This window comes from Flavonifractor sp. An112 (genome assembly GCF_002161085.1).
In the GTDB taxonomy this organism is placed as follows: domain Bacteria; phylum Bacillota; class Clostridia; order Oscillospirales; family Oscillospiraceae; genus Flavonifractor; species Flavonifractor avicola.
In genome coordinates, this window is sequence record NZ_NFLU01000003.1 from 44,865 (window position 1) to 62,232 (window position 17,368).

Consider the following 17,368-nt stretch of genomic DNA (forward strand, 5'->3'; position numbering starts at 1 on the left):
GCATGGATACCTTTTTCACCATGCTGGTGCCCCTCATCATTGGAGTGGTGGCCCTGTGGGGTATGGCCCGGAAGGTGGACGTCTACAGCGCCCTGCTCTCGGGGGCCGGGGAGGGGCTGAGCGTGCTCATCCGCATTGTTCCGGCTCTGGTTGGGCTGTTGACGGCGGTCTATATGCTCCGGGCTTCCGGAGCCCTGGAGCTGGCCGCCAATGCGCTGGCCCCTCTGCTTACCGCTGTGGGCATCCCGCCGGAGACGGTGGGCCTGATGCTGGTGCGGCCGGTGAGCGGCTCCGCCGCCCTGGGCGTGGGAGCGGAGCTGATCTCTACCTATGGACCCGACTCGGAGATCGGCCGTACTGCCGCCGTGATGCTGGGGTCGACCGAAACTACCTTTTATACCATCGCCGTGTACTTCGGGGCGGCGGGCATCGTCAAAACCCGCTATGCCGTCCCCGCCGCTCTGTGCGCCGACCTGGCGGGCTTTCTGGCTGCCGCCTGGGCGGTGCGGCTGATCTTCTGAGACAAAAAACCGGGACCCGCTGCTTGAGCAGCGGGTCCCGGCCTGTTTACAGGGAAAAATCTTCGTCTTTCAGTTTATCCAGATTGAGCGTCACCGGCGGGGTAGGTACCCGCTTCAGCGGATCATACCGGAAGGCCCGGCAGCTGCCCCCAGGGGAGACCACACCCTTCTTGACGCAGAGGATCTGCTCCTCGTCCAGCTGAGTGCCCCGTTGACAGTAGCAGCAGCGGGGTTCGATATCCTTTTGGAACAGCATGGAATCCCTCCTGTCCTTATATAAATTCAGTACCTGTCATTATACCACGGGCTTGCGGCATTTGCCAAGGCTTTTTCGTGAACCCAGGGCTGCTGCCAGCAGAAAGCCCAGAAAGATCATCCAGGCGGCCAGGATGGAGGCGGTGAGGGCGCCGTGAAACTCCATACCGGCGATGCCGGCCACCTGATCGGCCAGGTAATTGGAGACGGGGGCGTTGAGGGGGACAAAACGGACCAGAATGCCGATGAAAAGGGCGGACAGACCGCCGTGGAGCAGCTTGCCTACCAGGTAGGTGCCCACCGACAGGCCGCTGCCCCCGATGAAGGAGAGCACCTGACAGTGGACCGAGATGCCTGCCCAGCCCAGCATAAAGGCTGCCATGGTCAACCGGCTGCTGAGGGCGCCGCCCTCCGACAGGGTGGACACCCCGGAGGAGATCTCCAGCGCGCCGGTGAGCAGCCGCTGGGCCCATTCCGGTGTCAGGCCGAAGGGGGCCAGCACGGTGCCCAGCGCCTGGGCCAGACCGGGCAGGAAGCCGGAGCGGATAAGCAGCTGGATGACCACCGTAAAGAACACCACAAAGGCGCAGATATTTAAGGTAGAGAGAAAGGCGCTTTTCACCGAGCCGGTAAAGGCGGTGGAAAAGCGCTGGGCCTGAAACTGGGGCGCGGGACGGGTGGATTTCCCTCTGCCGCTGTCCTCGCCGGCCTTGTAGAAGCGGAAGAGCAGCCCTACGCATACCGAGGCCATGGCATGGGCCAGGTAGAGAAGGACTCCCACCGTACTGCTGGCGAAGATGCCTGCGCCCACCACGCCCAGGATAAAAGCCGGGCCGGAGTTGTTGCAGAAGGCCAGCAGCCGCTCCGCCTCGGTGCGGGTACACATCCCTTTTTCATAGAGGCTGATGGCGGTCTTGGCCCCCACCGGATAGCCCCCCACAAAACCCAGGGCAAAGGCGGAGGCGCAGGCTCCGCTGACGTGGAACAGGGGGCGCATGATCCCCTCCAGCAGCCGGCCCAGATAGCGGGCCAGGCCCAGCTCCACCACCAGGGAGGAGAGCACAAAAAAGGGAAAGAGCGAGGGGATGATCACGTTGTAGCACAGCTGGAGGCCGGTGCGGGCCGCCTCCATGGAGGGCTTGGGGTAGAGCATCAGCGCCAATGTGGCGCACAACAGAACAAGACCCAGAATCAGATCGCGGACTCTGGCTTTGGACAGCAGCCGGGACATGGCACACACCTCCTTCACAGATGGGTATGCGCCATGGAGCCAAAAGTTGCCTGTCTCCCTCAGCCGGTGCGGAACACATGGCTGAAGAGGGTGTAATCCTGCTCCAGTTTGGTCAGCAGGCGGTAGGAGCCCCGGTGGAGGGTCCAGTCAATGACCACGCCCCGGAAATGGCGGAGCAGAAAATCGGCGGTCCACTCCGCCGACCAGCCGGGCAGCAGTCCGCCCTCCGCCTCCGCCTGAGCCAGGCAGCCGGCCATGGCCCGGAGGGTGAACCGGCTGGAGTCCATGGAGGAAGTGTCGTCGGGGGCGTCCAGACGCCGTTGATAGTACCGGGCCACCAGCTCCCAGCCCAGGTTTTCCAAAAATTCCGCATAGTTGGTCATGAGCCGCCACAGGCGGCGGGCGGGGGGATCGTCCTCATGGCCTGCCAGGCACTGCTCCAGATAGGTGTCCAGGGGGGCGAAACCCCGGGAGAGCAGATCCTCCTTGGAGCGGAAGTGGTGGTAGAAGGCGCCGGTCGTAATCCCCGCCTGCTGGCAGATTTCCCGGATGGATACCTTGTCAAAGCTCTGCTTTCGGGACAGATCCATGGCGGCCTGCAAAATGGCCTGTTCGGTCTGCCTGGCCTGCTCTTTTCTGCGGGTCCGATAGTCCTCCATTGGCTTCCACCTCTTGACAGCAGCGGCTCTTTGCCGCTATAATTTAAGTAGTCACATAACGACGTTATGTCAGTTTCGCAATATTGATTATAGGGTAGGATGATCAACTTGTCAAACGTACAGAAGATCGCGCTGCTTACCGATTCCACCGCCGACCTGTCCCCTGCGCTGCGGGCGGATAAGCCCATCTATACGGTGCCCCTGAAGATCGTCTGCGACGACGGAGAATACTCCGACGGAGTGGACATCTTTGCCAAGGATGTGTATGACCGCCTCCATCGGGGAGAGCTGCCCCGCACCTCTCTGCCTGACGGCGGCAGCATCAGCGACACCCTGGACCGCATCAAGGCCGACGGCTATGAAAAGGTGCTGGCCGTCATGCTTTCCTCCGGGCTGTCGGGCACCTATAATATGGTGCGCCTCCAGGCGGAGACCCGGAAGGACCTGGACATCGCCGTGTTCGACTCCAAAAGCGGCTCCCTGGGTATGGGGATCATGGTGCTCCAGCTGTGGGAGGACATTCTGGCCGGGATGGACTGGGACACTTTGGTGAGCCACCGGGTACCCAAGCTGATCGAAAATACCTTCCCCTTCTTCTCGGTGGACACCCTGGAATACCTGAGCAAGGGCGGGCGGATTGGAAAGGTGGCCGCCTTTGCCGGTACCCTGCTGAGCATCAAGCCGGTGATTTCCTTCGCCACCGACGGCCAGCTTCAGAGCGTGGCCAAGGTGCGGGGCCGCCGGCAGGTTCAGGACAAGATCCTGGAGCTGATGGAACAGCACATCCGGCCCGGCGTCCGGTACAACCTGGGCATTGCCAACGGCGGCGCGCCCGAGGAGATGGCGGAATTTGCCGTTCGGATGAAGGAGCGCTTCCCCGACGCTGTGCATATGTGGGAGGGCGAGATTGACGCCACCCTCAGCGTGTACATCGGCGACGGTGTGCTGGGGGGCGGCATCCAGATTCTGGAGGATTGACAAGTACAAAAAAGCCTGCTGCTGCGGCAGCAGGCTTTTTTTATAGTTTTCAGGCCTGGTCCGGGGGTCCCAGGCGCTTGTGGATGTCCCGGCGGAGCAGGGTGTAGATCACCGAGGCGATGGGTACGCTGATGAGCACACCCACCAGGCCCAGCAGGCTGCCGCCCACGGTAACGGCGGCCAGCACCCAGATGCCGGGCAGTCCCAGGGAGGTACCCACCACCCGGGGATAGATCACATTGCCCTCCACCTGCTGGAGGATAATAAGGAAAATCACGAAAATAAAGGCCTTCAGCGGGGAGACCATCAGCAGCAGGATGGCGGATACGATGGCGCCGATGTAGGCGCCCGCTACCGGGATGAGGGCGGAGGCTCCCACCGTGACGCCGATGAGGGGGGCGTAATCCGGCTGGATAAAGAGCATTCCCAGGGAACACAGGCTGCCCAGGATACAGGCCTCGATACATTGACCGGTAACAAATTTGGTGAAGGTGGCGGCGGTGAGGGAGACCACGTCCGAGATGGGGCCGGCCACCTTGGCGGGAACATAGGCCTTCAGCAGCCGCCGGCACTGGCCCAGCAGTTTGTCCCGGCCGGAAAGCATATAGATGGAAAAGACCAGGGCCAGCACGCCGGTGACCAGAATGGAGACCAGACCGGTGGTGAACTCCACCAACCGGGGACCCAGGTTGGACAGGATGTTCAGGGCGTTTTTGAGCACACCCTCCAGGGTGGTGTTCAGGCTGGACAGGTCCAGCTGCTCGATGTCCAGGTGCAGGTATTCCAGCAGCTGGTTGATGGAGTTCTGGGCGTTGGTGATGTAGCCGCCCAGATTGAGCACAAAGGTCTGGATGCTCTCCACCAGCTTGGGCAGCACGAAGGAGAACAACGCCACGATCAGGAGGATGAGGGCCAGATAGGCGGTAAGCACCGCCAGCGGGCGGGCGGCCCCCCGGGCGGGTGTTTTGTCCAGCCCACGGCTGTACAGCCGGTAAAAGAACTGACAGGGCCGGTTGAGGATAAAGGCCAGACAGAAGCCGATGATCAGCGGCTTAAAGACCGCCAGTAAAGTGCCCAGCACACCGCCGATCACATCCAGACGGGCCAGGACCATAACCAGCAGGACTGCGTATGTAATAATGAGCAGGATACTGCGGAAGAGTTTCTTATCCATGTGAAACCTCGATTTCTTTACAGGAACTGGTGACTCCACTATAGCACCCTCGCCGCATACCGTCAACGGGAAAGCAGGATCTTTAAGAAAATTTAATTAGCGGCCGAATCAAATGCGGCCGGAAGATTTTGCTTGACAAACAAAGTGAGATTTCGTATAATCTAGTAAACAGATAGGAATTAAGTAGATTCCGGAAAGGAGCCACCGATGTCTGAAAAATTTGTCTACGCCGATCATGCGGCTACTACAGCCGTTACCGATACCGCTCTTGCCGCTATGCTGCCCCACTTTACCCGGGATTATGGCAATCCCTCCAGCCTGTATCGCTTTGCCCAGGAGGGCAAGACCCATCTGGAGGAAGCCCGGGCTCAGGTGGCCGCCTGCCTGAACGCAAAGCCGGAAGAAGTCTATTTTACCTCCGGCGGCACCGAGGCCGATAACTGGGCCCTGCGGGGGGTGGCCGAACTGATGGCCCTCAAGGGCAAAAAGACCGGCCATATCATCACTACCGCCATTGAACACCACGCCATCCTCCATACCGCCCAGTGGTTGGAGAAGCAGGGCTATGAGGTGACCTACCTGCCGGTGGACGGGGACGGTCTGGTGGACCCCGCCAACCTGGAACAGGCCATCCGGCCGGATACCATCCTGATCTCCGTCATGGCCGCCAACAATGAGATCGGTACCATCCAGCCCATTGCGGAGATCGGCGCCATTGCCAGAGCCCATAAGGTGCTGTTCCACACCGACGCCGTCCAGGCGGTGGGCCACATCCCGGTGGATGTGGAGGCGTGGAATGTGGACCTGCTCTCCCTGTCCGGCCATAAGTTCGGCGGACCCAAGGGGATCGGGGCCCTGTATATGAAAAAGCCCCTCCGGCTGCCCGCCCTCATCCAGGGCGGCGGACAGGAGAAGGGCCGCCGCTCCGGCACTGAGAACGTGCCCGGCGCCGTCGGTATGGCTGCCGCTTTGAAGGAGGCGGTGGACCACCTGGCCCAGGAGTCCGCCCGGCTGGCCGCTCTGCGGGACAAGCTCATCGCCGGCCTGTCCGCGCTGCCCTATACCCGCCTCACCGGCCATCCGGTGAAGCGGCTGCCCGGCACCGCCTCTTTTGTCTTTGAAGGTGTGGAAGGTGAGGCCCTGTTGCTCCATCTGGACGCCAAGGGGATCTGTGCCTCCTCCGGTTCGGCCTGTTCCTCCGCCTCTCTGGACCCCTCCCATGTGCTGCTGTCCATCGGACTGCCCCACGCCATTGCCCATGGGTCCCTGCGGCTCTCCCTGGGAGCGGAGAATACCGAGGAGGACGTGGATTATATCCTGAAAGAAGTGCCCGCCGTGGTAGCCTACCTGCGGGAGATGTCCCCGGTGTGGGACAAGGAAGCCCAGAAACCCACCTGGGAACTGTAATTGGAAAGGAGCAACTACAATGCTGTATTCAGATAAAGTGATGGACCATTTTGAGCATCCCCGCAACGTGGGAGAGATCGAGAACGCCGACGGGGTGGGCCAGGTGGGCAATCCCAAGTGCGGCGATATCATGAAGATGTATCTGAAGATCGACGGCGACGTTATTACCGACGTGAAGTTCAAGACCTTCGGCTGCGGTTCTGCCATCGCTACCTCTTCTATGGCCACCGAGATGATCAAGGGCAAGACCATTGCCGAGGCCATGACCCTTACCAATGCCGCCGTGGCTGAGGCCCTGGACGGGCTGCCCGCCCACAAGATGCACTGTTCCGTGCTGGCGGAGGAGGCCATCAAGGCGGCGCTGGCCGACTACTATCAGAAGAAGGGAGAGCCGGTGCCCGAGTCCCTTAAGCTGCCCTGCGATTGTGAGGAGGGGCACTGCTGCTCCTCCTGCGGATAACGAAGAAGTCCTGCCGTGAAAACGGCAGGACTTCTTTTATGCGGGCGGGGGAAGCTGGGGCTCCGTCTCCGCCTTGGGCGGGGGAGCCAGCTGGAAGGTGACGGTGGCCTTGAACAGGTCGCCGTCGATGCTCAGATCGAACTGTCCGTGCTGCAGCTCGGTAAGGCTGCGGGCAATGGACAGCCCCAGGCCGGAGCCGTCGGTGGTGCGGGAGGTGTCTCCCCGGACGAAACGCTCCATCAGCTGCTCTGGGGGGATGTTGAGCTGCTGCCGGGAGATGTTTTTCACCGAGAATACGGCGCTGTTATCCCGGCGGGTGATCTCCAGATAGACCCGGGTGCCCTCCAGAGCGTACTTGTTGCAGTTGGACAGCAGGTTGTCGATGACCCGCCACAGGTGGTGGCCGTCCGCCATGATCCATACTTCTTCTTCCGGATAGAGGGTGACCACCGCCAGATTGCTCTGGGCAAATCGCTCCTCGAATTCACCCAGAGCCTGCTGGACCAGCTGCACCATACCCAGCCGCTCCAGGTGGACGGGCAGGGTGCCGGTGGAGGCTTTGGAGGCCTCCACCAGATCCTCGGTCAGCTTTTTCAGCCGCTGGCTTTTCCGGGTGAGTACCTCAATATAGGACTGGACCTGGGGGTTGTCAATGGGCTGCTTTTTCAGCAGATCCACATAGTTGATGATGGAGGTCAGGGGGGTTTTCAGGTCGTGGGATACGTTGGTGATGAGCTCCGCCCGGAAACGTTCGCTGCGGATGCGCTCATCCACTGCCTGGCTAATGGTGCCGCCAAGGTCGTTGAGCTGCTTGGCGTGCTGGGCCAGGTCGTGGTACAGGCCCCTGGTGTCGATCTTGAAGCTGGGGTCGCCGCCCAGGATGTGGTCGGCGCCCTGGCGAACCCGGTGCCACTGGATGGCCCAGCGGCACAGCAGCCACAGCACCAGGCCCTGGTAGACCGGAACAAGCACTATGGTGAGGGCGGTGAGGTAGGTGCCTACCAGATAGAGCAGAAAGAGCACGATGACCCGCCCGGTCAGGGGCCAGCTGTGGGCGGCGTTGCGGATCGCCCGGCCCAGTACCTGGATCAGCCGCCAAACAAGGGTGTTGGTCCACAGGGTTTTGGTGCGGATGCGGGTCATAAGGGTGAGCAGGGAGGAGAGCAGACACAGACCCACCCCGCTGGAGACGAGGGCCAGCCCCACCACCACATCAGTGGACGGGCCGTTGGAGTTAAGGGCCACTGCCATGGGATCGCCGCCGGTCAGCAGCAGGATGATGACCCAGAGTTCCAGCAGTACCAGCAGGTCCAGCGGAATGCGGTCAAACCGGCTGGGGATGATGTCCTCTCTGCCGGGACGGCGTCCTACCACCCGGCATAGAAAGACGCAGGCCAGCACGCAGGATACGTCCAGCACTACGGTGAGCACCGCCAGAGCGGGCAGGTACCTGGCATATTCGTTGAAATCCTGGAAGCTGTCCCAGAACTCATCGTGGACTGACAGGGGATAGGCCACGCCGTATTCAATGGCCAGCTCCGTATAGAGCAGGCGGCTGTCCTGAGCCTGGTTGTAGTCCCAGGAGTTTCCGTTAAAGGTGTAGCCGTATTGAGCTGCCAGGGCGGCGTCGGTAGGGGTGAGCAGCTGCTCGGTGCCGTTGTCCAGCACCACATAGAGCAGATAAAACTGCTTTTCTCCGTTCCATACAAAGTAATCCTTCCGGCGCTCGCCGCCGTCGTTGTAGGTGACGTCAATGGAATCCCGCAGGACGGTATGGACGCTGCTTTCCACCGTCTGGCCATCCTCCAGATTGGAGTAGACCAGCGCGCCGCTGTCATTGCGCCGGATGGTAAAGCAGAAATTGGTGCGCTCGCTGTCCAGAGCGTATTCCAGATCGCTGAGGCGCTGTTGGTCCAGGTAGGACAGCGGGGCTTCCCAGGCCTGATACTGGAGCAGCCGGGCCAGTTCTTCCACCGGTACCATACAGTTGCTCATGTATTGAGAACAGGCGTTGCTGGAGTAGTAGCCAACGCCGGTCCACAGGGTGTCCCACTGGGAGAGGATAAACAGGGTGGCCCAGAAGCCCCCAACGCCGGTGCCCAGGGCCAGAAGGAAGGCGATCGCCTTCACCACCAGCCGGGTCCCCAGTTTTTTCATGGTGTTTCCCCTCCTTTTGAATGGGTCAAAGCTTTTCCATCTTGTAGCCCAGCCCCCACACCACTTTAATGTACCTGGGGTTGGCCGGATCGATCTCGATTTTTTCTCTCAGGTGACGGATATGGACCGCCACGGTGTTCTCCGAACCCAGGGAGGGATCGTTCCATACCAGCTCGTAGATCTGGCTGGTGGAAAAGACCCGGCCGGGATTTTTCAGCAGCAGAAGGAGGATGTTGTACTCCAGAGGGGTCAGGTTCACCCGGTCCCCATCCACGGTGACCGACTTGGCGCTGTCGTCCAGAGCGATGCCGCCGTTGGTGAGCAGCTGGGTGTTCTCACTGGCGCCGCTTTTACCGCCCAGGCTGGTATAGCGCCGCAGCTGACTTTTCACCCGGGCAATGACCTCGATGGGGTTGAAGGGCTTGGTGATATAGTCGTCGGCGCCGATGTTCAGTCCCAGAACCTTGTCGGCGTCCTCACTTTTGGCGGTGAGCAGGATAATGGGAACATTGAACTTTTCCCTCAGCTTGGCGGTGGCCCGGATGCCGTCCAGGCCGGGCATCATGATGTCCATCAGGATCAGGTCCACCGGCTGGGCCTCGGCTGCCTTGATGGCCTCCAGTCCGTCGTAGGCCTTGACGGTGCGGTAACCTTCGCTGGTCAGGTAGATGTCCAGGGCGGAAACAATGTCGCGGTCGTCATCACAGACGAGAATGGTATACATAGGCTCACCTCGTATGCTGTAAAGAATAGCAGACGTCTTTTAAGGGCGGAACGGGAATTTGTTTAAAAAGCCTTTAAGAGCGTCTGGTCTGATGCGTGTTATATCTCATTGTACCTCCAACCACCGGTAAAAGCAAATGCAGGGGTAAATGGCCTCTTCTTCTTTTTCAATGAAGAGGGAAAAACTGTGAAAAATGGTATCATGACGTAAAAAGGACTTGCGGATTGGGAGACGGACGGATATAATGATGAATAAACGCATATTGCGGCGTCCCTGCCGTGCCGTGAAGCGGCCGGCGGGGCTCGCCGTCTTTTTGTGGCTGCGGAAGGAGGCGGGCAACGATGGTGCTCCGGATGGAGAATGGCGACGCCTGGGCGCTGCTCGCCCGTCTGATCAGGGAGAACTTTGGCCGGACGGAACTGCCCCGGGTGGCCCGCATGGAGTCGGGGAAGCCCTGGTTTCCGGATGTGCCCGGCCTGCACTTCAACTTGAGCCACAGCGGCGGCCTGGCCCTGTGCGGGGCAGATGAGGCTCCGCTGGGGGTGGATGTGGAGCGGGTGCGGCCCCGGCGGGCAGGATTGGCCCGTTATGTCCTCTCGGAGAAGGAATTTGCCTGGTTCCAGGACCGGGGGGGAGACTGGGGAAGCCTGTATACCCTGTGGACCCTGAAGGAGGCCAAGGTCAAGTGCCTGGGGACCGGCCTGCGTCAAGCGCCCCGGACCATTGGCGTGCCTCTGCTGGAGCCGGGACAGACGGGGGAACAAGACGGCCTGCGCTTTGGGGCCTACGCCGGTCCGGACTGGCGGGCGGCGGTGTGTACTGCTGGAAAAGAGCCCCTGCCCAGGCAGGTCTGGGCGGGAAAGTGACAATCTGTTTCTTTTTCTTAATATCTTTTTAAGAAACAGGCTCTGATTTTCTAAAAGAACACCCGCTATACTTGACCATGAGAAAGAGTATCGTGAGGAGGGAGCAGCGTGAATATCCTGATCGTAACGGGTAAGTTCGGCATGGGCCACTGGTCGGCCTCCATGTCCCTGCGTCAGCAGCTGCTGCGGGCTTTCCCGGAAGCACAGGTGGAGGTCATGGACCTGATCGCCTATACCAACCACAACTCCGAGTCCATGTACAAGTGGTTCAATGTCCTGGTGACCCGGGGCAGCGGACTGTTCAACCTTTATTATAAGTTTACCCAGAACAAGGATTCCGACGAACGGCCCCTGAATGATGAGCAGTGCCCCGACCGGGTGGAGGAGCTCTTCGAACGCAAGCGGCCCGATGTGATCATCGCCACTCATCCCATCTGTGCCCGCATTGTGGCCCGCTGGAAGAAGGAGACGGGGAGCAGCCTGCCCATGGTGACCTGCGTCACCGACCTGACCAGCCATTCCGAGTGGATCCACCGGGTTACCGACTGCTATCTGGTGGGTACCGAGGAGATCAGGGAGCGGCTGGCGGCCAAGGGGGTCAGCCGGGACATCATCTATGTCACTGGTATTCCCGTCCGGGCGGAGTTTAAGCTGCCCGTCCACCGGGGCGACCGAAAGGAACGCAACCTGCTCATTATGGGCGGCGGCCTGGGCATGATGCCCCGGAAGGATTCCTTCTATGAGGCGCTGGACACCATGCCCGGCGTACATACCACCATCATTACCGGCCGCAACCAGAAGCTGTACGACCGGCTGGTCAACAAATATGAGAACATCCGGGTGATCGGCTTTACCGACCGGGTCTATGAATATATGGCCTGGGCCGACCTAGTGCTCACCAAGCCCGGCGGCATCACCATGTTTGAGAGCATTTTCTCCGAGCTGCCCATTCTGGCCTGGGAGCCCTTCCTGGAGCAGGAGAAGAACAACGCCCGTTTCCTGGTGAAGCGGGGACTGGGCCGTGTGGCGGCCAAGGAGCCCGACGAGTGCCTGACCGCCATTCGGGAACTGATCTATGACGACTATACGCTGGCCGATATGTCGGCCAAAATGCACGCATTGAAAGAACAGCTGGAGCAGGAGAGCCTGACCCATATCCTGGCCCGGCTCACTGCGGGAAAAGGGGTGTGCGCCTGATGGACAAACGGAAGAGCTTGGTCGGTATCGGGCTGATCCTGGCTCTCATGGCCTTTACCGGCTATATGCTGCTCCGGGATATGTCCTTCTCGCGGCTGGCCAGCACCCTGCGGCAGCTCAATCCCCTGTGGCTGCTGGTGGGGCTGGGTATGATGTTTGTGTTTGTGGGCAGCGAGGCCCTGTGTTCCAGGATCGTTTTGGGGCGTCTGGGCCATAAGGTGCGCTACCGCCGCTGTCTGGGTTATTCCTTTGTGGGCTTTTATGTCAGTTCCATTACCCCCTCCTCTACTGGCGGTCAGCCGGCTCAGGTCTACTATATGTCCAAGGACAATATCCCGGCGGCCCACGGCGCGCTGAATATGATGCTCATCGCGGTGTGTTATCAGGCGGTGGTCATCGTCTATGCTCTGGCGGCGGCCCTGACCCACTTTTATCTGGTGCAGAATCTGGGGAGCGGTCTGGGACTGCTGCTGCTCTACGGTGTGGTGGTCAACGGCAGCCTGACAGTGGGAATGCTCTCCCTGATGTTCCTGCCCAACGCAGCCCGCAAGCTTACCGGCGGCGTGCTCAAGCTGCTGGTGAAGGTGCGCATCATCCGCAATGAGGACAAGGCCCGCCAGCGGCTGGAGAAGCAGATGGAGGAGTACCACAAGGGCGCCCAGTGCGTCAAACAGAATCCGGGCATGATGGTGGGCCTGGTGCTCATCACCATCGTCCAGCTCACCGCGCTCTTCTCCGTTCCTGTGGCGGTATATTACGCCTTCGGCCTGTCGGGCGCCAGTCCGCTGGAGATCATCGCCACCCAGGCGCTGGTGACCCTGGCGGTGGCCAATCTGCCGCTGCCCGGCGCCGTGGGCGCCTCTGAGGGCGGCTTTGTGACCGCCATGGCCCTCTTCTTCGGTTCCAGCCTGGTGACGCCTGCCGTGCTGGTGTCCCGGGGCATCAGCTTCTACTCCTTCCTGGTGATCAGCGCCATTGTCGCGCTGGCGGTCCATCTGCGGACCCGCCGCCAGCGGAGAATGGAGGATTCCACCCCTTACCCTAAGCAGGCCCGGGGGCCTATCGTGACCTGAAAAACGGCGTCCTATGGACGCCGTTTTTTCCTCTTGTGCCGCCGGGCCGGGTGCATTATAATCAGGGAGAAGAACAAAGGAGGCGGGATGATGTACTATTTGGGGATCGATCTGGGCGGCACCAACGTGGCTGCCGCTGTGGTGACTGAAAACGGTGAACTTTTGGGCAAGGTCAGTCTGCCCACCCCCCGGGGTGTGCCGGCGGAACAGGTAGCCGATCAGATGGCGGCAACCTCCCGGGCGGCGGTGGAGCAGGTGGGCCTGTCCATGGATGATATTGAGTCGGTGGGCATTGGTTCCCCTGGTACCATTGAGCCTGATACCGGCGTGATCCGGTTCTGGTCCAACCTGGACTTTTCCAATGTGCCCCTCACCGCCCTGATGGAGGAGCGGCTGAACAAAAAGATCTACCTGGAGAACGACGCCAATGCCGCCGCTCTGGGCGAATTTGCCGCCGGCGCCGGCAAGGGCAGCCAGTCCATGATCGCCATTACCCTGGGTACCGGTGTGGGCGGCGGCGCTGTCCTCAACGGCAAGCTGTATACCGGCTTCAACTACGCCGGCATGGAAGTGGGCCACTTTGTCATTGAGCACGACGGCCGGCTGTGTACCTGCGGCCGGAAGGGCTGCTTTGAAGCCTACTGCTCCGCTACCGCCCTCATCAAGCGCACCCGTGAGGTCATGGAGGAACACCCCGACTCCAAGCTGTGGGAGTTGGCGGGCACTCTGGAGGCGGTCAACGGCCGCACCCCCTTTGACGCCGCCGCCCTGGGCGACGCGGCCGCCGGAAAGGTCATCGATGAGTATGTGGATTACCTGGGCTGCGGTGTGGCCAGCCTGGTGAACATCTTCCAGCCGGAAGTGTTCTGCATCGGCGGTGGACCCTCCGCCCAGGGGGAGACGCTGATGGCTCCCGTGCGCTACATCCTGAATCGGGAGGACTACGCCCGCAACAGCGTCCACCGTACCCGGCTGGTGCGGGCGGCTCTGGGCAACGACGCCGGTATCATCGGCGCGGCCCTGCTGCCCCTTTTCCGATAAACCCAAACAGGGCCCGCCGGACGGCGGGCCCTGTGCTTTTGGGGCGGCTTACTCCACCGGCTCATAGCCGTCGCAGCAGTCGGGCGCCTCCTGCTCCTCTTCCACCGCCGGACGGGGAAAGGCCAGCAGGGACAGGCCGAACAGCCCCGCCGCTCCCAGGGCTATGACCTGGAGCCGGTGCTCCTCCAGCCAGGGGCGGCGGTCGGCCAGAGCGGGCAGCTTGAGAGCGCCCGCGTACAGCAGGGCGGCTCCGCCGCCGCACAGTGCCAGCCGGAGCAGGACCTGCATCTTGTCTGAAATGGGCTCCATGGATACCCCTCCTTTGATTCCAGTATAGCGGAGAAGGAGGGGCTCCATGCCCCTGACTTAAGAAATTGTGGAGAATTGGTTAAGATTTATCCGGCGGCCTTGTATGCGCTGAAAAAATCGGCTATAATGTGACAAGATTTTGGAAATTGTCCGTCCTGAGGACGGAATTTACAGTATTGAGGGCGACTACATGAAAGGCAAGCAGAAACAGCATCCATCTCCTCAGGCTGTCCCCCGTCCCCGGCGGGATGTGCCCCGGGTGAGCGCCGATCCCAATCTGGGCCTGACCATGATCCAGGTGCGGGAGCGCCAGCAGAACGGCTGGGCCAACGATCCGGTGGAATCCCCCACCAAGACCGTGGGCCAGATCGTGCGCGCTAATGTCTTTACCTTCTTCAATTTCATCTTTGTGGTGCTGGCTGCTCTGCTGATCTTTGTGGGATCGGTGGAGGATCTGCTGTTCCTGCTCATCGCCATGGCCAACACCGGCATCGGCATTTTGCAGCAGCTGCGCTCCAAGCAGACCATCGACAAGCTGAACCTGCTGGCGGCTCCCCGGGCTAACGTGGTGCGGGAGGGGCAGCTGGGCTCGGTGCCCGCCGCCCATCTGGTGCGGGACGACGTGGCCGAGCTGGCCTCCGGCGATCAGATCCCTGCCGACGCCACGGTGCTGGCCGGTCAGGTCCAGGTCAACGAGGCCCTCATTACCGGCGAGGCCGATGCCATCATCAAGCGGCCGGGAGACGCCCTGCTCTCCGGTTCCTTTGTGGTGGCGGGACGCTGCCGGGCCCGGCTGGACCGGGTGGGGGCCGACTCCTACGCCGCCCGCCTTACCCTGGAGGCCAAAAAGGACGTCACTGTGGGCAAGAGCGAGATGATGTCCTCTCTGGACAAGCTGATCCGGGTCATCGGTATCCTGCTCATCCCCATCGGCATCGCCCTCTTTGCCAAGGAATATTTTATTGTGGGCCGCACCTTCCAGGAGACGGTGGTGTCCACGGTGGCTGCCCTCATCGGCATGATCCCCGAGGGCCTCTACCTGCTGACCAGCGTGGCTCTGGCGGTGAGCATGATCCGGCTGGCCCAGGGCAAGGTGCTGGCCCAGGATATGAACTGTATCGAGACCCTGGCACGGGTGGATGTGCTGTGCGTGGACAAGACAGGCACCATCACTGAGCCCCGGATGGAGGTGGGCGAGGTGGTGTACCTGGACCCGGAAAAGTACGCCGAGACCGAGGTCACCGAGATCCTCAACGCCTTTTATCAGGTTTCCGAGGCGGACAACGATACTGCCCGGGCCATGCAGAAGAAGTTCCACGGCCGGTCGGCCTGGCACGCGGAAAAGACCATCCCCTTCACCTCCGCCACCAAGTGGAGCGCCGCCGTCTTTCCCGGCCACGGCGCCTATCTGGTGGGCGCTCCCGAGTTCATCCTGGGACCCCGGTACGGGGATCTGAAGGAGCAGGTGGACCCCTGGTCCGCCAAGGGCTACCGGGTGCTGCTGGCTGCCGAATACCAGGGGATGCCCGACCAGAAGGGGCTGGACCCCCGGCGGGTGTGCCCCATGGCCCTGGTACTGCTGTCCAACCGGGTGCGGGAATCGGCGCCCAAGACCTTCCAGTTCTTTGCTGAGCAGAAGGTGGCCGTTAAGGTCATTTCCGGCGATAACCCGGTGACGGTGGCCGAGGTGGCCCGTCAGGCGGGCATCCAGGGGGCGGACCGCTATGTGGACGCCGCCACCCTCCACTCCGATGCCGACATGGACCGGGCGGTGCGGGAGTTTACCGTGTTCGGCCGGGTCACCCCCGACCAGAAGCGCAAGCTGGTCCAGGCCCTTCAGCGGGCGGGCCACACCGTGGCCATGACCGGCGACGGCGTCAACGACGTACTGGCCCTGAAGGACGCCGACTGCGGCATTGCCATGGCCTCCGGTGCGGAGGCCGCCTGCCACGCCGCTCAGCTGGTGCTCCTTAACTCCGACTTTGCCGCCATGCCCAAGGTGGTGGCGGAAGGCCGTCGGGTCATCAACAACATCCAGCGTGCCGCCGCCCTCTATCTGGTGAAAAACATCTTCTCCTTTTTCCTGTCCATCATCTCTCTGTTTGCCACCTTCCCCTACCCGGTGACCCCGCTGCAGATCTCCTTCCTCAGCGCCGTCACCATCGGCGTGCCCTCCCTCTTCCTGGCTCTGGAGCCCAACCACGCGCTGGTGAAGGGAAAATTCCTCACCAACGTGTTCCGGGCGGCCCTGCCCGGCGGCCTTACCGACCTGATTATCGTGCTGGGGCTGGAGGCCTTCTATCTGGCCTTCGGTTTCACCACCAACGAGTTGTCCACCATGTCCACCATTCTGCTGGTGGTCATCGGCCTGCTGGTGCTCTATCAGGTGTGTAAGCCCTTCGACTGGAAGCGGCGGGTACTGATGATCGCCATGTCTGCCTCCTCCGCGGTGGCCATTATCTGGTTTGGCGCCAGCTTTGGCCTGAGCCAGCTGACCATTCAGTCCTTCCTCGTACTGGTGGTGTTCCTGGGCCTGTCCTACCCGGTGATGAACGTGCTGCTGAAGGTATGTCAGTACGGCGCTCTGCTGTGGGACAAGGCCAGACACCTGGGGCACCGCACATGAGTTTGACGGTACGGCCCTACCGCCCGTCGGACTGCCCCATTCTGGCGGAGCTCTTCTATCAGACGGTCCATGGGGTGTGCGGGCGGGATTATACCCCGCAGCAGTTGGATGCCTGGGCCGATGGCCAGGTGGATCTGGCGGCCTGGGATGCCTCCTTTCAGGCCCACACCACTTTGGTGGCGGAGTGGGACGGCGTCATTGTGGGCTTTGCCGACCTGGCCGACGGCGGCTATCTGGACCGGCTCTATGTACACAGGGACTATCAGCGTCGGGGGATTGCCGCCGCCCTGTGCGACGGCCTGCCCGGCGCCCGGCTGACCCATGCTTCTCTCACCGCCCGGCCCTTCTTTGAGCGCCGGGGCTGGCGGGTGGAGCGGGAGCAGCAGGTGGAACGCCATGGGGTCAAATTGACCAATTTTGTCATGGTATGGGAACCGCCCTGTGCGCTCATATGACAAGAAATTACCTTTACTTTTCCTCTGCGTCCTGATATAATGAGCGGAGAATTGAATCGTATCCGCAGTTGTGGCAGTGCCGCGAAAGGGGAAGCCGGTGCAAATCCGGCGCAGTCTTACCTCTACTGTAAGCGTGGACGAAGGCGCAAATACCATTGGCCCGTGGGGCTGAGAAGGTGCGCCGGAGGAGGAAACGCAAGCCAGGAGACCCGCTGCAGGGATACCGTATTGCGTA

17 protein-coding genes and 1 riboswitch are annotated in these 17,368 nt (G+C 61.4%); of the genes, 10 read left to right on the top strand and 7 right to left on the bottom strand.

Translation table 11 applies throughout. The features are described 5' to 3' along the window. The first annotated feature begins 2 nt into the window (after positions 1-2). Positions 3-521, top strand: coding sequence for a spore maturation protein (locus tag B5E56_RS03230; RefSeq protein ID WP_087187595.1), 519 nt, complete (start codon positions 3-5; stop codon positions 519-521). A 46-nt stretch (positions 522-567) separates the two neighbouring features. On the opposite strand, the gene B5E56_RS03235 is transcribed toward B5E56_RS03230, so the two are convergent. The 3 genes from B5E56_RS03235 to B5E56_RS03245 are packed head-to-tail and all read right to left on the bottom strand — an operon-like array spanning position 568 to position 2,666. Continuing rightward, a complete protein-coding gene (locus B5E56_RS03235) occupies positions 568-777 on the bottom strand; it encodes a hypothetical protein (RefSeq protein WP_087187596.1) in 210 nt (69 codons plus the stop codon). A gap of 39 nt (positions 778-816) precedes the next feature. Further along, on the bottom strand, positions 817-2,007 hold the full coding sequence (locus tag B5E56_RS03240; RefSeq protein ID WP_087388538.1) for a nucleoside recognition domain-containing protein: 1,191 nt from the start codon (positions 2,005-2,007) through the stop codon (positions 817-819). A gap of 59 nt (positions 2,008-2,066) precedes the next feature. Next, on the bottom strand, positions 2,067-2,666 hold the full coding sequence (locus B5E56_RS03245; protein WP_087270558.1) for a TetR/AcrR family transcriptional regulator: 600 nt from the start codon (positions 2,664-2,666) through the stop codon (positions 2,067-2,069). 99 nt (positions 2,667-2,765) lie between these two features. Between B5E56_RS03245 and B5E56_RS03250 the strand changes: the two genes are divergently transcribed. Continuing rightward, positions 2,766-3,644 carry a DegV family protein gene (locus tag B5E56_RS03250; RefSeq protein WP_087388540.1) on the top strand — a complete coding sequence of 293 codons (879 nt, stop codon included), beginning with the start codon at positions 2,766-2,768 and terminating at the stop codon, positions 3,642-3,644. A 49-nt stretch (positions 3,645-3,693) separates the two neighbouring features. Here B5E56_RS03250 and B5E56_RS03255 read toward each other — a convergent pair whose 3' ends face one another. Next, positions 3,694-4,818: an AI-2E family transporter gene (locus B5E56_RS03255; RefSeq protein ID WP_087270564.1), complete on the bottom strand. Its 1,125-nt coding sequence runs from the start codon at positions 4,816-4,818 to the stop codon at positions 3,694-3,696. Positions 4,819-5,025: 207 nt separating this feature from the next. On the opposite strand from B5E56_RS03255, the gene nifS reads away from it, so the two are divergent. After that, positions 5,026-6,225 carry a cysteine desulfurase NifS gene (gene nifS, locus B5E56_RS03260; protein WP_087388541.1) on the top strand — a complete coding sequence of 400 codons (1,200 nt, stop codon included), beginning with the start codon at positions 5,026-5,028 and terminating at the stop codon, positions 6,223-6,225. Positions 6,226-6,244: 19 nt separating this feature from the next. Next, positions 6,245-6,685, top strand: coding sequence for a Fe-S cluster assembly scaffold protein NifU (gene nifU / locus B5E56_RS03265; RefSeq protein ID WP_087187602.1), 441 nt, complete (start codon positions 6,245-6,247; stop codon positions 6,683-6,685). Between the two features lie 36 nt (positions 6,686-6,721). Here the strand turns inward: nifU and B5E56_RS03270 are convergent, their stop codons facing one another. Both B5E56_RS03270 and B5E56_RS03275 read right to left on the bottom strand, forming a co-directional pair. Next, positions 6,722-8,842, bottom strand: coding sequence for a sensor histidine kinase (locus tag B5E56_RS03270; protein WP_087388543.1), 2,121 nt, complete (start codon positions 8,840-8,842; stop codon positions 6,722-6,724). Between the two features lie 25 nt (positions 8,843-8,867). Continuing rightward, positions 8,868-9,566 (bottom strand): response regulator transcription factor, encoded by a 699-nt coding sequence (locus tag B5E56_RS03275; protein WP_087388545.1) that lies wholly within the window; start codon positions 9,564-9,566, stop codon positions 8,868-8,870. A gap of 341 nt (positions 9,567-9,907) precedes the next feature. Between B5E56_RS03275 and B5E56_RS03280 the strand changes: the two genes are divergently transcribed. The 4 genes from B5E56_RS03280 (at position 9,908) to B5E56_RS03295 (ending at position 13,743) form a co-directional block, all read left to right on the top strand. Continuing rightward, the gene (locus B5E56_RS03280) at positions 9,908-10,432 is read left to right on the top strand and encodes a 4'-phosphopantetheinyl transferase family protein (RefSeq protein ID WP_242958752.1); all 525 of its coding nucleotides are present in this window, start codon (positions 9,908-9,910) and stop codon (positions 10,430-10,432) included. A 108-nt stretch (positions 10,433-10,540) separates the two neighbouring features. After that, positions 10,541-11,629, top strand: a complete 1,089-nt coding sequence (locus B5E56_RS03285) for an MGDG synthase family glycosyltransferase (RefSeq protein ID WP_087270585.1) — start codon at positions 10,541-10,543, stop codon at positions 11,627-11,629. Continuing rightward, positions 11,629-12,702, top strand: coding sequence for a lysylphosphatidylglycerol synthase transmembrane domain-containing protein (locus tag B5E56_RS03290; protein ID WP_087388547.1), 1,074 nt, complete (start codon positions 11,629-11,631; stop codon positions 12,700-12,702). Before B5E56_RS03285 ends, B5E56_RS03290 begins: the two co-directional genes overlap by 1 nt. 90 nt (positions 12,703-12,792) lie before the next feature. Next, positions 12,793-13,743, top strand: coding sequence for an ROK family protein (locus B5E56_RS03295; protein WP_087388549.1), 951 nt, complete (start codon positions 12,793-12,795; stop codon positions 13,741-13,743). Positions 13,744-13,791: 48 nt separating this feature from the next. Here the strand turns inward: B5E56_RS03295 and B5E56_RS03300 are convergent, their stop codons facing one another. After that, positions 13,792-14,052, bottom strand: a complete 261-nt coding sequence (locus tag B5E56_RS03300) for a hypothetical protein (protein WP_087388551.1) — start codon at positions 14,050-14,052, stop codon at positions 13,792-13,794. A 190-nt stretch (positions 14,053-14,242) separates the two neighbouring features. Here B5E56_RS03300 and B5E56_RS03305 point away from each other — a divergent pair, with 190 nt between their 5' ends. Both B5E56_RS03305 and B5E56_RS03310 read left to right on the top strand, forming a co-directional pair. After that, positions 14,243-16,678, top strand: coding sequence for a cation-translocating P-type ATPase (locus B5E56_RS03305; RefSeq protein ID WP_087388553.1), 2,436 nt, complete (start codon positions 14,243-14,245; stop codon positions 16,676-16,678). A gap of 2 nt (positions 16,679-16,680) precedes the next feature. Then, entirely contained in the window at positions 16,681-17,133 is a 453-nt protein-coding gene (locus B5E56_RS03310; protein WP_087187610.1) for a GNAT family N-acetyltransferase, read from the top strand. Between the two features lie 48 nt (positions 17,134-17,181). Next, a riboswitch (cobalamin riboswitch) is annotated at positions 17,182-17,365 on the top strand. Positions 17,366-17,368: the final 3 nt, after the last annotated feature.

Coding starts and splice junctions, on each gene's coding strand:
- B5E56_RS03235 (WP_087187596.1), bottom strand. CDS start 777: ATGCTGTTCCAAAAGGATATCGAACCCCGCTGCTGCTACTGTCAACGG.
- B5E56_RS03295 (WP_087388549.1), top strand. CDS start 12,793: ATGTACTATTTGGGGATCGATCTGGGCGGCACCAACGTGGCTGCCGCT.
- nifS (WP_087388541.1), top strand. CDS start 5,026: ATGTCTGAAAAATTTGTCTACGCCGATCATGCGGCTACTACAGCCGTT.
- B5E56_RS03255 (WP_087270564.1), bottom strand. CDS start 4,818: ATGGATAAGAAACTCTTCCGCAGTATCCTGCTCATTATTACATACGCA.
- B5E56_RS03245 (WP_087270558.1), bottom strand. CDS start 2,666: ATGGAGGACTATCGGACCCGCAGAAAAGAGCAGGCCAGGCAGACCGAA.
- B5E56_RS03300 (WP_087388551.1), bottom strand. CDS start 14,052: ATGGAGCCCATTTCAGACAAGATGCAGGTCCTGCTCCGGCTGGCACTG.
- B5E56_RS03290 (WP_087388547.1), top strand. CDS start 11,629: ATGGACAAACGGAAGAGCTTGGTCGGTATCGGGCTGATCCTGGCTCTC.
- B5E56_RS03275 (WP_087388545.1), bottom strand. CDS start 9,566: ATGTATACCATTCTCGTCTGTGATGACGACCGCGACATTGTTTCCGCC.
- B5E56_RS03240 (WP_087388538.1), bottom strand. CDS start 2,007: ATGTCCCGGCTGCTGTCCAAAGCCAGAGTCCGCGATCTGATTCTGGGT.
- B5E56_RS03270 (WP_087388543.1), bottom strand. CDS start 8,842: ATGAAAAAACTGGGGACCCGGCTGGTGGTGAAGGCGATCGCCTTCCTT.
- B5E56_RS03230 (WP_087187595.1), top strand. CDS start 3: ATGGATACCTTTTTCACCATGCTGGTGCCCCTCATCATTGGAGTGGTG.
- B5E56_RS03280 (WP_242958752.1), top strand. CDS start 9,908: ATGGTGCTCCGGATGGAGAATGGCGACGCCTGGGCGCTGCTCGCCCGT.
- nifU (WP_087187602.1), top strand. CDS start 6,245: ATGCTGTATTCAGATAAAGTGATGGACCATTTTGAGCATCCCCGCAAC.
- B5E56_RS03305 (WP_087388553.1), top strand. CDS start 14,243: ATGAAAGGCAAGCAGAAACAGCATCCATCTCCTCAGGCTGTCCCCCGT.
- B5E56_RS03250 (WP_087388540.1), top strand. CDS start 2,766: ATGATCAACTTGTCAAACGTACAGAAGATCGCGCTGCTTACCGATTCC.